General features: G+C 22.3%; 19 protein-coding genes. 1 reads left to right on the top strand and 18 read right to left on the bottom strand.

Annotated features, from left to right (window positions below; translation table 4 throughout):
• Nucleotides 1-283: 283 nt before the first annotated feature.
• Nucleotides 284-1,444, bottom strand: coding sequence for an Mbov_0401 family ICE element transposase-like protein (locus tag AACK83_RS01110; protein WP_338957526.1), 1,161 nt, complete (start codon nucleotides 1,442-1,444; stop codon nucleotides 284-286).
• 73 nt (nucleotides 1,445-1,517) lie between these two features.
• Between AACK83_RS01110 and AACK83_RS01105 the strand changes: the two genes are divergently transcribed.
• Nucleotides 1,518-3,224 (top strand): hypothetical protein, encoded by a 1,707-nt coding sequence (locus tag AACK83_RS01105; protein ID WP_338958836.1) that lies wholly within the window; start codon nucleotides 1,518-1,520, stop codon nucleotides 3,222-3,224.
• 495 nt (nucleotides 3,225-3,719) lie between these two features.
• Here AACK83_RS01105 and AACK83_RS01100 read toward each other — a convergent pair whose 3' ends face one another.
• From AACK83_RS01100 to AACK83_RS01020, 17 genes are all read right to left on the bottom strand, one after another.
• On the bottom strand, nucleotides 3,720-5,687 hold the full coding sequence (locus tag AACK83_RS01100; RefSeq protein WP_338958834.1) for a hypothetical protein: 1,968 nt from the start codon (nucleotides 5,685-5,687) through the stop codon (nucleotides 3,720-3,722).
• The gene (locus tag AACK83_RS01095; protein ID WP_338958832.1) at nucleotides 5,638-6,876 is read right to left on the bottom strand and encodes a hypothetical protein; all 1,239 of its coding nucleotides are present in this window, start codon (nucleotides 6,874-6,876) and stop codon (nucleotides 5,638-5,640) included. The genes AACK83_RS01100 and AACK83_RS01095 overlap by 50 nt, the downstream gene beginning before the upstream one ends.
• A gap of 13 nt (nucleotides 6,877-6,889) precedes the next feature.
• On the bottom strand, nucleotides 6,890-7,012 hold the full coding sequence (locus AACK83_RS01090; protein ID WP_338957828.1) for a hypothetical protein: 123 nt from the start codon (nucleotides 7,010-7,012) through the stop codon (nucleotides 6,890-6,892).
• A 4-nt stretch (nucleotides 7,013-7,016) separates the two neighbouring features.
• Nucleotides 7,017-8,903, bottom strand: a complete 1,887-nt coding sequence (locus AACK83_RS01085) for a hypothetical protein (RefSeq protein WP_338958830.1) — start codon at nucleotides 8,901-8,903, stop codon at nucleotides 7,017-7,019.
• Between the two features lie 3 nt (nucleotides 8,904-8,906).
• Nucleotides 8,907-10,604 (bottom strand): hypothetical protein, encoded by a 1,698-nt coding sequence (locus AACK83_RS01080; protein WP_338958828.1) that lies wholly within the window; start codon nucleotides 10,602-10,604, stop codon nucleotides 8,907-8,909.
• A gap of 11 nt (nucleotides 10,605-10,615) precedes the next feature.
• Nucleotides 10,616-11,800 (bottom strand): hypothetical protein, encoded by a 1,185-nt coding sequence (locus AACK83_RS01075; protein WP_338958826.1) that lies wholly within the window; start codon nucleotides 11,798-11,800, stop codon nucleotides 10,616-10,618.
• 18 nt (nucleotides 11,801-11,818) lie between these two features.
• Nucleotides 11,819-12,196: a hypothetical protein gene (locus AACK83_RS01070; protein ID WP_338957549.1), complete on the bottom strand. Its 378-nt coding sequence runs from the start codon at nucleotides 12,194-12,196 to the stop codon at nucleotides 11,819-11,821.
• Nucleotides 12,197-12,438: 242 nt separating this feature from the next.
• A complete protein-coding gene (locus tag AACK83_RS01065) occupies nucleotides 12,439-12,597 on the bottom strand; it encodes a hypothetical protein (protein WP_338958824.1) in 159 nt (52 codons plus the stop codon).
• Between the two features lie 15 nt (nucleotides 12,598-12,612).
• Nucleotides 12,613-13,383, bottom strand: a complete 771-nt coding sequence (locus tag AACK83_RS01060) for a hypothetical protein (RefSeq protein WP_338958822.1) — start codon at nucleotides 13,381-13,383, stop codon at nucleotides 12,613-12,615.
• On the bottom strand, nucleotides 13,352-13,627 hold the full coding sequence (locus tag AACK83_RS01055) for a hypothetical protein (RefSeq protein WP_338958820.1): 276 nt from the start codon (nucleotides 13,625-13,627) through the stop codon (nucleotides 13,352-13,354). Before AACK83_RS01055 ends, AACK83_RS01060 begins: the two co-directional genes overlap by 32 nt.
• Entirely contained in the window at nucleotides 13,620-13,763 is a 144-nt protein-coding gene (locus AACK83_RS01050) for a hypothetical protein (protein WP_338957559.1), read from the bottom strand. Before AACK83_RS01050 ends, AACK83_RS01055 begins: the two co-directional genes overlap by 8 nt.
• Nucleotides 13,763-13,987 carry a hypothetical protein gene (locus tag AACK83_RS01045; protein WP_338957562.1) on the bottom strand — a complete coding sequence of 75 codons (225 nt, stop codon included), beginning with the start codon at nucleotides 13,985-13,987 and terminating at the stop codon, nucleotides 13,763-13,765. The genes AACK83_RS01050 and AACK83_RS01045 overlap by 1 nt, the downstream gene beginning before the upstream one ends.
• Entirely contained in the window at nucleotides 13,987-14,148 is a 162-nt protein-coding gene (locus AACK83_RS01040) for a hypothetical protein (RefSeq protein ID WP_338957563.1), read from the bottom strand. Before AACK83_RS01040 ends, AACK83_RS01045 begins: the two co-directional genes overlap by 1 nt.
• Before the next feature lie 3 nt (nucleotides 14,149-14,151).
• Nucleotides 14,152-14,445: a hypothetical protein gene (locus AACK83_RS01035; RefSeq protein WP_338958818.1), complete on the bottom strand. Its 294-nt coding sequence runs from the start codon at nucleotides 14,443-14,445 to the stop codon at nucleotides 14,152-14,154.
• A 32-nt stretch (nucleotides 14,446-14,477) separates the two neighbouring features.
• On the bottom strand, nucleotides 14,478-14,873 hold the full coding sequence (locus AACK83_RS01030) for a hypothetical protein (RefSeq protein ID WP_338958816.1): 396 nt from the start codon (nucleotides 14,871-14,873) through the stop codon (nucleotides 14,478-14,480).
• A gap of 2 nt (nucleotides 14,874-14,875) precedes the next feature.
• Complete coding sequence (locus AACK83_RS01025; protein WP_338957566.1) at nucleotides 14,876-15,040, bottom strand: hypothetical protein; 165 nt, start codon at nucleotides 15,038-15,040, stop codon at nucleotides 14,876-14,878.
• Nucleotides 15,041-15,174: 134 nt separating this feature from the next.
• On the bottom strand, nucleotides 15,175-15,693 hold the full coding sequence (locus AACK83_RS01020) for a hypothetical protein (protein WP_338958814.1): 519 nt from the start codon (nucleotides 15,691-15,693) through the stop codon (nucleotides 15,175-15,177).
• Nucleotides 15,694-15,879: the final 186 nt, after the last annotated feature.

Genomic DNA, 15,879 nt, shown 5'->3' with positions numbered 1-15,879 from the left:
TTAAATATTTGAAATAACAATAATGAAATTATTATATTAATATTAAATTTAATAAAAAATAAGGGAGCATACCGATGTTGTCAATAATATTCAAATTTGTCTTTAAATTATAAGTTTAGACGAGAATAATTTAGACTTCAATATGCAATTGTAAGTTAATCTTAACACTTCAAAAATATTAGTCAACAATAATACTTACTTTTATAACTCAAAAATTCTTATTAAAGTTTTCTTTAATAAGTTTTATTTTATTTTTATTTATTTTTTAAATTTAAGTTTTAATTTATAATAACTGGATAATTGTATTTATTTGATAACATTTAAAATTAACCATTTTTGTATACATATCAATGTTATAAGTTCTATCACCAATCATATGCTTTAAAATTTGTTTAATATTAGTTTCAGTAAAGCAACCAATATTTTCAACTAATGCTTGGTTTAATACACCATCTTTTGCATTAATAAAATAACCAACTTTTAATTTTTTATATTGTAAAGTTAATGATTGTAAAAAATCAATTAATTCATAATATTGACCTTTGGCAAATAAATTTATTGCATTTTGATAGTGTAATTTAGCAATTTGATTTTTTCTTCTTCCTGCCATTATACCAAGAAATAAAACATGAAAAGCATGAAATTTATCTAAAATAAATTTAGCATTTAAAATTGTAGCAGTTTTTCTAATTCATTTTGCACTATCTCCACAAACTATTAAATTTGCTTGGTCAAAGTTTTCAAAAAATAAATTACCATATTTTTCTATTAATTTTGCGGTTTTTTCAGCACCAATTTCTGTTTTTGAAACTCTTATTTTACATACAGCTCTTTTATTAATTAATTTTCCATTTTTCTTTTTACCAGTACACATTACTATTAATCTCATCGAACATTTTTTACAATTTTTAGTATTGTGTTTTTCATTAAACTTAAATTTTCGATGACCATCATCAATATTTACATATAAATTTTGATTTGGTTGTAATGGTATTTTGGGAATATTTGCTTTTGGTAATTCAAATTTTTGATATGTTCTACAAACTGTACTATTACTTATTAAATCTTCAATAAAAGTATCACAAACATCACGATACTTTTTACCATCAGCAAAATATTTTAAAATTTGTTTAATAACGTTAGGTGCAAGTTTACTATATTTTTTAACACCAAGATAATTATCTAATAATGATACGTACTCCATTTTTTGTGTTTTTGTGTTATAATGTGTACAAATACGTCGTTTATAAGTTAATAAACCTTTTTTTGCTTTTAATTTTCGTTGTCTAAATCTATATGATTTATATTCAGATTTATCACATATACTTCATAAATAATCATCTATTTTTGCAAATAATTCTTCTGTTTGTTTTAAACTTAATTCATCTTGATTAAAATCATGTTTGTCTCAATCAAAATGATTTGCGAATGGTAATATAAACATTTTTAATGTTCCTTTCTAATTTTTGTTTGTTAATAATTTAAGTTTAATTTTTTTTAAAAAATAAGGAGTAAATATGGCTTTTATTAGTAGTTATGGACAATTAAATAAAAAATATAATCTTAATTTTAGTGATAATAATTATGGTTTTAGTTGAGATATTTTTAAAGAATTTGTTGGTGATGAATGAGCAGAATATTTTACTACTAATTGTTTTTATCGTTTTGTTCCAACAGCACGTGGAACAAGAAAAACTTGAAACTGTTTAGCATTTGATTTATTTATATGTTGTAATTTTAGAGATAGTAATGTTCAAGAAGTAAGAAGATATGAAAATACTCATAGTAAAACTACAATTGGTGCTTTAATGAATGTTTGTCAAGTTTTATTAGATACATATAATATTAATTTATTACCTAATAATCCACATGGCATTAAATGAAAAATTACTAAGGATGGGGGATGTATTATCTTTCCAAGTAATCAACAAATTGACTTTATTGGTTATGCTAATGGTAATAAGATTTTTGGAAAAGAAGCAGGTGGGTCAAGTTTTTTAGGTTCAAGAACAGATGAAATTATTATGGCAGAAGAAAAAGAAACATTAACTGAAAAACAATTAACATATCGATATGAACGTTTACAAAACTCTATGTTTAGAAGTAATCGTATTAAAGTATCAAATAAACCTATTAAAGAGTGAAGTTGAACATTTATTGATAAAAATATATATAGTTCTACCTTTGGACAAAAGATTACTCGTTATTTTTATAAAAGTTTTTTCATTACTTTTACATGTAATCCTTATGATAAATATCATCCATTTTATTTAAAATACTGTACACCATTTTTACCATTAAATGATGAAGTCATGAAAAATCTTAAAAAAGTTGGTAAAGTTTATTATGAAAATAAAGATATGTTTAGTGGTTTAGGTTTATTTGTTTTAAGATTTACTATTCAACCATTTTGAAATAAATTACCTGACATTCAACAAAGAACATTATTAGAAATGGAAAAAAGTAATCCAGATGAATATAATACTGTTTATTATGGTTTTGAATTTTTAGATAGCGATGCAACAATTTTCCCATTTCAAAAAACAGTAAAATATTGACAATCATATGATTTAAAACAATTTTATAATCAAGAAAAAGAAATGTATAAATTTGATTTTTATAGTGTTGGTATTGATTGAGCTACGGGACCAAAAGACCATACTGTATTTATGGTAGTTGGTTTTAAAGAATATAATAATACTGGTTATTATGATGCTTATATTATTTGTGAATTAGTAGTTACACCAAATGACTTTATAAATGAAAATGAAAAAATTAATGCTTATGTTAATGAAATTTTAGGATTAATGGATAATTTTGAAAATTTTGAACAAGCAATTTATTTTTATGATGATAAAGCACGAACTGCCATTGATTGATTAAATCAAAAATTAATCGATGAACATAATACTATTCTAATAACACAAACTGCTATTAAACATGCTTCAAATTTAAATCAAGAAGCATGATTAACTAATAGAGTGGTTTGAATGAGAAATATTATGAGTTATGGAAATTTTTATGCAAATAAAGATGATTTACCAAAAACAACTCAATGTTTAGAAGAATTACGTTATGATGAAACAAAAACTAATATTCCTGACAAAAATATGTATCAAGACCCATATGATGCTTTGTTTTATTCACTGTATCCATATAAAAATGTAATTAGGGGTAAAAATAATGCTACTGTAAAAAAAAGTATCTTCACATTTGCAATATAATAAATAAGCGCAATACAATTAATAGTATAGGTATCAAAAAATAAACACCTTTAATTTAGGCGTTATTTTGCTTTTAAAAGCATACTTGTAAAAATAATCAAAAATAGTACAATTTAAAAGTAAAATCAAGGAAAAAAGGAGTAATTTAATATGAAAACATGAATAAAAACAAATTTAAGTAAAATAACATTAGCATTAGCACTAACTGGTGCTACAACCGGAACAATAGGATTAATCATGGGAGGGTGCTTACCCATGAAAATCTAAACTTAAATATTATTTAACACCAGATGGAAAAGCAATATATGGAACAAGTATTATATGATGAAATAAAGCAATAAGCCCCAATAAAACAGAATTATATTTTGCATGAAAACCTACTAATAAAGAAGACGTAAAATGAGATGGAAATTATACTACTGGATATTTTAGTAATTAAATTTCTAGATTTATATAAGAAATATTTTCATTATATTTATCAAATAAATTAATATTTTATAAGTTTATTTCTTGTTTATCAGTAATTAAAATTAAATCATAATTACCAGCACCAAATATTCCACTAATTTCAATTCGATTTAAGTTATTAATCGGATTTTCAATTTGCAATTCAAATTCGTTATTATTATCAATTTGTGAAATTTCTTTATAAAATTCTAATTTTGAAAATAACTGAAATTTATTTGAACCATATAAATTTAAAGAATTTTCAATTTTACTTTTATCAATAACTACTCTTGTAAAATATTTTCCATATTCACCATTACCTAATGTTCAATCTGCTGGGATTAGTGACGGTATATTATTAGTTTCTAATTCATTTGTAATAGATAATCAATTAAATTGATTATCATCTAATTTAAATAATTCATTTTGACTAATATCAATATTTTTTAATTTAATATTATTGATATCTATAAAATCAAAATATGCAGATTTTAATGTTACTTTTGCATCTTTAAAATTTCAAACTTCACCACTATCTGTATGTATAGGATTTGATTTTAATTCGAAATAATATGGTAATAAAATTTTATTATCATCATTTAAACCTTTATTAATTGACATATTTGAATAAATATTATGTGATAACATAATTATCAATTGTTTAAATATTTTTACTTGCTCTAAGTTAATATAATTTGGATAATCTAATTTTCATTGTTTGAATAAATTAGTAATAACATCATCGGGTTTTTGTCCTTCAAATTTTTGTCTTAATTCTGCTATTTTATTTTTAGGATTTCCATTTTCATATATAGCACCATCAAAGTTTCTATTATAATTATATGTATAAGTTAGCATATCTAATAATACTTTTTGTAAACTATCAACTGGTGGTTTATCTTTTATTTCTAATTCAACATCTTTAAATTCATCATTTGTAGCAATACTTGTATATGTTGTACCTAATGCATCATGAATTTTTCATACTTCTTTATCTTTCAGTTCTCGTTTTTCTTTTAATGGTCATTGTCCAAAATCATGAGAACTTATAAAATAACCTAATCAAGCATTAGTTACTCTGGCATTATTAATAATTTCTTTTCTTGTTTCTCTACCACCACCAATAGCAATTAAATCTAAAACTGATTTTTCTTGCCCTATAAATTGTTTTGCTAATTTTCAAGGTAAAATTTGTTCACTAAATCATTGTTGTAATATTCTAACTTTTGGTTGAGTTTCAATAGGCATTGATAATAGCGGAAATGCTATCTTATCTTTGACAAATAACTTTGGGTATACTTCCATATTATCAACTTCACCAAGTACCTTTATATTGCCAAAAATCATGCTTCTGGGTGATTTAATTTTTAAACCAATTACTTTTGTGTCTTTATCTAATGGTTTTTGTAATTTAATAATGATTGGATAACCATCTCTTGTTTTAAAATCTTTAATTTTAATAATAGTAATACTTTTAGTACTTCTTGTTTTTGGATTTTGATAAGGTTGTGAATAATTATTAATGATATATAAATTATCAATATTATTTTCAGTTAAAGGTTCATTAATAGATACAGCATATAATTTAAATTGATTTAATAAATTTATTTCTTGGAATATTAAGTTTTTAATATCAGTCATACTATATTCAATAGTATTATCATTAATATTAGTACTTGCTCTTTGATTTAATTGCATAGTAAAATCAGATGTTTCAACAGCAGTAGTTGTTAATACTTTATCAATATCAATAAAACCTATTTTAATAGTATTTGCTGAAAATTTTAAACTATTATTTTCATTATTTTTAAATAAACGTTCAATTTCATAAATATAAATTGTTCTTTTTTTAAATTCATCATATGCTCTATTAATATCAGGGTCACTAGTAGCACCCATCATATTTGTAAAATCATAAGGAATATTATCAATTAAATAATCATTTTCTACTTCTGCTTGATTAAGTTTAGTTTGTTTCTGTGGAAACTTCGTTTGTGCTTTGTTGTTGTTTTCCATTGTTTTCTCCTATTAATTGGTTATTTTCGGGATTAAATAATTTTAATTTAACTGTTAAGTTATTAATTTCTTGTTCATCATTAATATTAAATGTTTTACTATTTAATAAATCTTTATCTAAACGTACTAATATTTGAATAAATTTAAGAATATCAATATTAAATTGTCATAATTTTTGTTCAATATAATTAATAGTTGAAATATTTACTGCTGTACTTTCGGGAACTGATTGTTGTGCAGATTTTTTTTGACTTGGTATATGAATACCACAACGTTTAAATATTTCATTAACATTTCAATCGTATATATCAGTTAAATTTTTACCTTTAAAATTACTACTTGTCATATTGATATTTTCACTTTTTTCATTATTATCACCAGTAGTTTTTCAAATATAATTGTTAGTAACTAATATTCTTACGGCTTCATCCATTGTAGATTTAGCATTACCATAAGTTTGGTCAAAAATAAATTTTGGTGAGTTTAAAATAGTATCTAAAACAATTTGTTCATAAATAACATCTAATGCTTTAATTTTATCCATTACTTTATTACAATCTGCTAACTCATTTGCTTTATTTCTCATAATTGCTATTGGAATATAATTGATATTTAATGTTTGTTCTTGTTGTAAATTAGGATTATTACTATATTGTTTAAAAGGTAAAGGAAATTGTTTTTTATTATCACTAATACTATAAATTGCACGATTAATAGTTACTTGTTCATTATTTAATTTATAAACTTCAAATAATCTTACTGTTTGTGCATTTTGTTGATAACTATCATAAAAAATAGTACATTGAATTAATTTACCAGTAATATCATAAATTCTTTGCTGTATATCTACTACTTGAAAATATAAATCATCATTAGCAATATAAATTAAATAACCACTAATTCCTAATTTGCTTAATTTAAAAATAGAATTTCAATTCTTTCTATAAAATTCTTGTTTAATTAAATATTGTTTAATAGTTTCATTATTAATATCCAATGGAGCATTATATAAATTAGCATTATTTTCAGCAACAAAATCAGTAAAATAAGTCTCATGATTAAAATCATTAAAACCAAAATAACTTAAAATAGAAGTGTGTGTACTTTTATTTTCTAAAAAAATTAATTTAGATTTTTCTTCATTATTATTAATATTTGTTTTATCTTTTCTTGGTCAAAAAGGTTTCATTTTTTTCTCCTTTCTAAAATATTTGATTAATTTTTAAGACAATTTTTACTATAATAAATATAATTAAACCAGCAACAGCAGAAGATAATAAAACTCCAATTAAACTTAAAATAATTTTTATAATTTTTCAAATCATAATTTTATTCCTGTAATTCTTCTAATTTTCATGTATTACCTTTATCGCTACCTTTTAAAGAATAAATAGTAATAAATTTTGAGTGTTGTACTGATAAAACTAAGACATTAGTATTATTGTTAAAAACTTCTATTGGTACACCTGCTATTTTTGTATTAGTTATAATAAATTCTTTAATTGCAAAAACATTATTATATATATTTCAAGAATAATAAACTTTATATCTTTTATTAACTATAAAATCATAAGTAATTTGTCAATTATCTCATTTATTTTTTTCTCTTATTCCTACTTCTTTTCAAATTGAACTACTTGGAGGAATTGGTTGTGGTTGTTTTTTGATAATTTCATTAATAGCACCAGCAACAGTTTTATCAGTAGTTTCTAAATTAGGAATTTCAGTACCAATAGTATTTATAGAAAAAGCATATTTGAATTGGTCTTTATCCATTTTATTGTCTAATTTTTTATCTACTTCTTCTTTTTTATAATAATCAGTTAAATCAGTTTTCCCGCAAGTAGCACTAATTTTATTATTTTCATCAATTTTAATATTTTCACCAGCAATTAACTTATCTTGTTTTTTATCTAATAATTGATTTGTTTCTAGTTTTGTATAATAATCATGTTCAGTATTTTCTTCTGCTATAAATTCAGTTGGTGTATCTATTCCTTGATATTGATATATTTCTTCTATATCACCAATTAAATTAATTTTTCCAAGTTCAGGATAAGAATTACCACCACCACTAAATTGTTTCTTTTTATTGTTATAGTAAATAGTTCCAATATTTAAAATATTTTTATTTTGTATTTGTTCTCCATAAGTCATGGAATCAACATTTAACAATTCAAATTCGTTAAAAACATTATTTAAATAAATTTTAATTACTTTATAAAATTTCATAAAGTTATTTTCTGTTGAATATTGATAACTGATTTTAATAAAATATCATTTAAATATTTCTATATTATTATTTTCAACTTTTTTTCATAAGGGACTAGTTTCAATATTAAATCAATTATTTTTAACATCATTAATATTTTCGTTTGTTTTAATTAATTCACTATTTAATTTGGTAATTTCATTTTCATTTGTAGTAATTCGTTTTTGTTGTTTAGCAGAAAAATCACAAGTTGGTGCATGTGTATAATCACCAATTTGTGGATTGTTTTGTAAAACATCAGGTGGTAATGTTCCAATTTCATTAGGTCAATCTAAAATCATAGTTTCAGTTTTTGAGTCATATTCTGTTGCAACATAACCTTTATTTATTAAATTTGTAACTGGTCCCCTATATGTTTCATTTTTATTACCATTAATGGTATCATCATATAATTTAATTTGTTTTGATAATGTAAATTCTTTTTGTTCTTGAATTAATTCATTAACTTGGTTTCTAGTATAAAATGCTTTTAAGTCAATTTTTTCAACATCTATTTCATCATTATTATAATTTGAAAATATTTGTTTTAATTCTGTTAATCTTGCTCATATTTTCATTCTACTAGGTGCTAAATCTCAAATATTAATCGTAGGAGTACTACTTGCACTAAATTGATTACCATTATTAAATTGAATAGTAGCATCAACATTAAATTCAATTGGTGTACGATTAAATACTCAATGTTCAACCATAACATAAACCATATCTCTTAAAGTTTCTTTAATTAATTCATCTTTAAAACTATCAAAAGGAAATTTAGATAAAATAAAATCAAGATAAGCATTAATATCATTTTGAGCACGAATAGCAAATGTTTTAAATCAATCATCAACATTTGGTCATGTATTTATATATTGTCGTGGTGTTTCTGTAATTGTTCCAGTTAATGGATATCAGTTATTATAATTTTCTAAACTGACACCAGTTCAAAGTTTATTAATCATATTTTATCATTCCTTAAAAAATGCTTTTTTATAACGTTTGGTTTTTGATTTAGTTTTTCTATGTGATATATGTATAATTTCTTTTTGTAATTTTTTCTTTCCTTTTTTTACAACTTGATTATATGCAAATTTTTCTAAATGTCTTAACAATCCAGTACCAAATACAGTATTAACTGAGAATTTTAAACCCACCCTTTTAAATGATTTATTGACATTATCAATAGGATTATTAATAACATTAACTACTTTATGATAAGTTCTAATTGTCCTTAATATTTGCCTATAAATTTTAAAACTATCTTTAATCATTTGTTGTACAACTGGTGGAGCAAAAGCAATACTTTTTAATCATTTATTTTGACTAACTCCATATCCAATATATCAACCGCTATATCATCTATATCAATGAAATGGATGTATTTGAATAACAAAAGTTTCTGCTTTGATAATACTATCAATAACTACAATTGGTTTATATTTAGGATTACGATGATAAATAGTAATTCCACATTTATCTAATGATAAAGGTTGAATTTTACAAGCCATAAATACTGGTGAATTTAATGGAATTAATTGTGCATGTTTAATTGCTTTCTTTTCAGCACTTGTAAATACATCAATTGTTTTTTCTTTTAATTTATTAATTTTTTCAAATGCTTGTTTTTCTAATTTTTCGAATTTCTCTTGTAATTTATAAATATTTATTCTTATTTTTTCAAAATATGAAGTATCTTTTCAAAATTTATTTAAACCTTTTTTAAAATAAAATTTAATATCAAAATATTTAAAAGTTTGATTTGCTTTTAATACTAATTTATGAATTGAACTATTTTTAAAATTAAATTTAATTGCATTAGCACGAATTTTTTGTAAATCTAAAATTAAAGATTTTCTATATCTATTTTCTGCATGTATTGTATGAACTAAATTTAATCAGTCATGTTGGTTCATTTTTAATACTTCTTTTAAATCAGTATTATATTTTTGTAAAAAATTGTTTGCTTTATCAATATCTTTAATTTTAAATTTAGGAGTTAACTGTGGACTTAACTTTATTAATTCATTTTGTAATAATAAATAATTTTTTAATTCTTGTACTTCTAATTTTGCAAAATTATTTTTATATTGTCTTTCAGCAACAAAACCTAAATTTTGTATTATTGTTTCGCGATTTGGAGCATGGTTATAATTAAATAAATAACGTTTATTTCCAATAATTTTATCTGTTAAAAATTGTTTTTCACTTACTTGACTAATGATTTCTTGTAAATTTTTTGCTTTTTTAATACCAATTTGTTCTAATGTTTTAGTTTTTTCTGCTAAACTAATAAATTTAGTTGTACGATAACCACGACTAATTCTATTAAGTCCAGCAAATGCAGGTAATATATTAAAAAAAGCATTTAATGGTGTAACATTTCCTTTTAAATAATCATAAACTTGATTAATAGTAAAATCAGTTAAAAACTCTACACCAACAGCACTAATACTAGCAAGTAAATCACTTGCACCTAAACCAAGTGCTAAACTTTCACTTAATCCACCAGTAAAAGGAGCAAGTGCTACTGCTATTACTTGTACACCAATCATTTCTAAAATTTCTCATCATCAACTTTTATGTTCTTGTTGTTGACTTGTTCTAGTATGTTTTGGTTTATTTATGTTTAAAAGTATTGCTGTACTAGTTGTACCAATTGGCATAATAATTATCCTTATTTAAGAGTTATTTTTATAGGATTTGTTGAACCTTGATAATTTTTATCAGTGTCATTAGTAGTGATTACTACATATAAATCTCCTGCTTTTTGGTTTTGATTACTTACATCAACTTGACCTTGGGCATCACTAAAATAATTAATAATTGGAGTTGTTAAATTTGGATTTAAATTATTTAGTTCAGTTGTATTTTTAATTGTTGTATCTAATAATTTATTCTTTTTAGTAGTATCAGCAGTAATATTAGTTGTTAATGTTGTAATTTCTTCACTTAAATATTTTTTATTAACAATACCACATAACATTCATCTTGATTCTGTTTCTGAGTTTGACATATAAGGAATAGATTCTCCTGTTACTTGTCCACCAACTAAATATCTTTTTGGAACTTTACCATCTTTAATATCTTCAACATATATACTAGTTTGTTGTAACATATATCTTTTCATTGCTTTTGGTGTTGCTAAAACAAAATTCATAATTTGATTTTTATTTTCAGTATTTTTAAATGTCATATAATCATCCATAACAATTTGACATAATACACCTTTAATATATAAATTTGTTCCATTTAATCTTAATTGTTGTGCTAGTTGATTAGCAGTAATTAAACCTTTATTATCTGCTAAATAAACTAAAGTATCATAAAGACTATTTGTTATAAAAAATTTACAATTATTACTATTTCTTAATTGAAATAAAGTATTTCATGCTGATAACATTGATTTTAAATATCCTACTGGTGTTGTATCAGTAATGATTACTTTTTTGGCAGATTTAGCAATTGTATTTGTATCATTATTTGCTAAATAATCTGCTAAATCATTAGCAACTTCATATTGCATACTTTCTAGTAAATTTTGCCCATTATCTGCAAATAAATCAACTTCACCAATCATTTCTCCTGTACTAGCTTCTTTTGTAATTTCTTTAATAATTTTATCAGTATCAACATAACCAACTTCTAATCCTTTACTTTTATCATTTCAATGAAGTATTTTGAATGTTGGGTCTTTTGGTTTTTTAACTATAAATTCAATTTTTGTAGAATTAACCATTTCAATTGGAAAAAAACTTGCTCATGGACTATTTGATTGTTTATAAAATTCTATAAATTCAGGTGTTTCTACTAATTTTGTAGTATTATCTAAATTTTGTTTAAATGGCACTGGATTTGGCATTTTAAATTTTCCTTTCTTTTATAAATTATTTTTCTTTTTATAATCTAATAAACTACTTTTTATTGAAGTTTCTTGATTTGTTAATATTGTTTCTTGTTTACCACCTGTATTAATTGGTTCTTTAAATAGTGGTTGTTCTTTAATCATTTTTTTAATAGTTTCTTCAATTTTTGAATTTTCTATATTACTTGTTTTAAATTTTAAAAATTCATAAAATTCTTTTTTAACTTGATATTTTTTAAATATATTAATTATTTCTTTTTCTTTAATTTCTTGATTAAGTTTATTTAACTTATTTTCTAATTCAACAATCTTAATTTCTTGCTCTTGTTGTAAATTATTATTTTCAGTTAAAGGTTCAGTATTTTGTTCAACATTAGTTTCATTTTCTAACATTTAAATCACACCTTTATTATTTATTTTCTTTTCCATTAATTTTTTCATTAAGTTTTGCTAATTTTTTTTGATGTTTCATCACTTTATTATTTCTTCTAATATGTTTTGGAGTTGTAATAAATCTTTTAAATTAAACAATTAATTCTCTACAAATTAATGTTCCTACACTTGTTCCAATAATAATTAATTCATGTAAAAATTCTTTCATTTTCAATTATTTCCTTTCAATTATTTATTTTTAATTATTCGTCAAATTGACCATTATTAATTCTTTCAATCATTGATTTTGAATTACTTATAATAGTTACCAATAAAGAAATATCTTTATTTAATTGTTCCATTCTTTCTTTATATGTCTGAATTTCATTGTTATAATATTCAATCATTTTTTCTTTATTCATTAGTTATCATCTCCTTTATAAACTATCATATGTAGTTGGTCTTTCATATAAAACATCACTACTTCCACTATTATTACTAATAGCATCACTATTAATTAATCTTCTTGTTTCATTTGTAAATGATGTTTCTTGCATTTCTTGATTATGATTTGTAGTTTCCATAGGTAATAAATTATGTATAATTTCACTTGCACCAGCAACTATTGTTGGTACTGCATAAGCATTATTAAAATCATTATTTATACCCATAGCTACACCACTTGAAATTAGACATCCACTAGTTGCCATATTACATATTTTTCTTATTACTTCAAATCTATTAGGTATTAATTCACTTAACCCACCAATTAAATTTGATATACCATAAGTACTTAAACTAATATATGTATCTCAATCCATTTGTTGTTTATTATCATTAGTTAATAATAATGGTCATGGTGGTGTTTCTGTGGTAGTAGTTGTTAATCAAGGTGGTGGTTCAGGATTAGGATTGATTTTTGTAAATTTTGCATAATTAATTAAACCAATAGTTCCTAAACCTAATAATATTTTTTTACTTGAATTTAATATTTTCTTTTTAGTACTTGGCATTTGATTTAAGTTTCATATATCAATTCCTAACTTTTTACTAAATAATAAAGCATTAATACTTCCTAATACTGGATTACCAATAATTTGACCATAATAAGCACTTGTACCAATCATTGCTGATAATGGACTTATTCCAATTCTTATTATTTTTAATAAAGTATAGTTATTTGATTGTACATTCGTGTCATTTGGCATTTTCATTTACTCCTTCATTTTTTGGTTTAATAAACACTTCAACTCAACCTGTATAGTGAACGTTATCACCAACTAAAATAGTAGTATTTGCATGTGGTTGAGAAACAACTAAATATTCAGCAATAACATTAGGATATTTTCATAAAATAATTGCTTTTATATCATTACTATCTGTTAAATCTTTGGGATTTGGTGAAAATATTTCTATTTTATCTTGACCAAATAAATCTTTTAATTTAATCATTATCAAATTCACCTTTTTCTATTTTTTCAATTAATAAATTTAAAATATTTTTGTCCAAATCAGAGTTTGTATAATTAATTTTTTTAGTTCATTTAATTATATCTTTCATATATTTAAGTAATTTTTCTTTATTCATTATTTATTCTCCTTTCTATTATTTCTTTCTTGCTTTATTAATAAATTTATTCAAATAATTTGATTATCACCATCACCTAATTTTTTTAAAAGATATTCATATCTTTTCTTAAAATCTTCACTATCAATATCTCTATCTTGGTAAATTATTTTTTTCAATTTTTTTATTTTATACAAGGTTTTTGGAGAATATATTTCTCCATGCATGCAAAGAAAACATTTCATTATTTATTCTCCTTATTTTCAATTTGATTAGCAATTTCACTTAATATTTTTAATACTTTATATTCATTTTTTAATTCTTTAATAATAAATATTAAAAATATTATTAGTGTTATACTTGTTATTAATATTGGTGCTATTAATAAAATTTCTCATCATATCATTTTTTACTCTTTTCATTTTTTAAATCATTTAACATTAATTGAACAAAATACACGATTTTTAGGAATGTTTAAAGTATTAAAAATTTGACCAGTTACAATAATTTCATCGTTTTTGTTTAATAAAATACAGCATCTATAAAGTTTTGGGTTATTAAAAATTAAAGTAACATAGTTTAAACCATTTCATTGACCACGAACACTATAATATAATTCTTTATTACCTTTTTCGTAATATTTTGCTTCAATAGTGTTACTTAGTTTTACTGTTAATTTGACATAATTTGCTTTCTCTTTCATTTTTATAATTCCTTAAATAATATTGAATATGCTTATAAGCATCTTGTTCATGTTTTGTTAATTTTATATTTCCTTTTATAATTTTCTATTTTAGTTTTATTTTTAGGATGATTTTCTAAATAATCTCAGTTCATAATATCTTCTACTAATACCATTAATGCACCAATAATTTTAGGTGTTGCTAATGGATTAGTTAATAATTGTTTTGAACTTAAAAAGAAATTTTCTACAATAACTAATATTTTTTTATCAATAAATTTTTCTTTAATTAATTGAAATTTTTCTTTATACATATTTTTAGTTCATAAAACAGTTAATGTATTAAATGTTTCATTAAAAACAATATTATTAGTTTCATTTGAATATATAACAATTCCATTATTACCAATACCAGCGGGGTCAATCCCAATAATTAAGTCATATTGCATTATTAATCAAATTCACCATTTTTAATTTTTTGATTTAATTGAGATATAAGATTTAATCTTCCATTAAAACAACTTTTTCAAAGTTTAGTTACTTTTTCATCGTCTCTCATTTCTTTATTTCATTCTCATTCATCTTTAAGATATTCAAGTATTTTTTCTTTATTCATATTTATACCTCCTACTTAACCTAATATTTAAAATACAGTCATAACAAATTGCTTTACCATTTTTATTTCTTAAAAAATATTTTTTTGTTTTTATATCATTAGTATTAAAGAATAAATAATCTAATTTATTTTGTTTACATGTTCAACAAAAATACTTTTTCATTATGAGTTGAAATTTCTTTATAGGAAGTAATTATATAATTAGTTGGTAAATCATCATGTTTATATGGATTATTTATTTTAAAACCTTTTCTGTTCTCTTCTCACGTAATGTTATATTTAAAACAAGGATTAGTAATTTTAGTTTTGTTATCTGTTATTTCACCAATAAATCAACTATTATGCTGTTCATAAAATGTTAGTTGTTCAAGTTTTACATCATTAAGATAATATTCTTTTGGAGCAGTTGCTTTATTAACAGTTATTTTTTGGTCTTTAATATATGGTTCTAATAATTTTATTAATTCATTACCACTTAATTCTCTTTTAATATTTTCTAAATTAAAAACTCAATATGTATATTTATCATCAGCAATAAAAGTATTATTTTTAACCATTCATTTTGGACATTGTAATTTATATTCACCATAATCAATAAGAATAGATTGTGGTTTATCTTTTACAATTTGTTCTTTTTTAAATTCTATTTGCATAATAATCCTTTCCTAATATGTTCTGTTGCTTCTAGCATAAAGAACATATATTTTGATTTTTAGATTATTAATAATCCCACTATTCGTTTTATTCATTCCAGCAATTCTGGGCTCAAAAATTTTTTAAAAAAAATAAAAAATAAAACCAACACTTGCTCACTTGGTAGTGGCAAGGTTGGTTAAATA

This window comes from Spiroplasma endosymbiont of Tiphia femorata, from assembly GCF_964020225.1.
Classification (GTDB): Bacteria; Bacillota_I; Bacilli_A; order Mycoplasmatales; family VBWQ01; genus Spiroplasma_E.
This window is presented reverse-complemented; position numbering and strand designations above follow the sequence as displayed.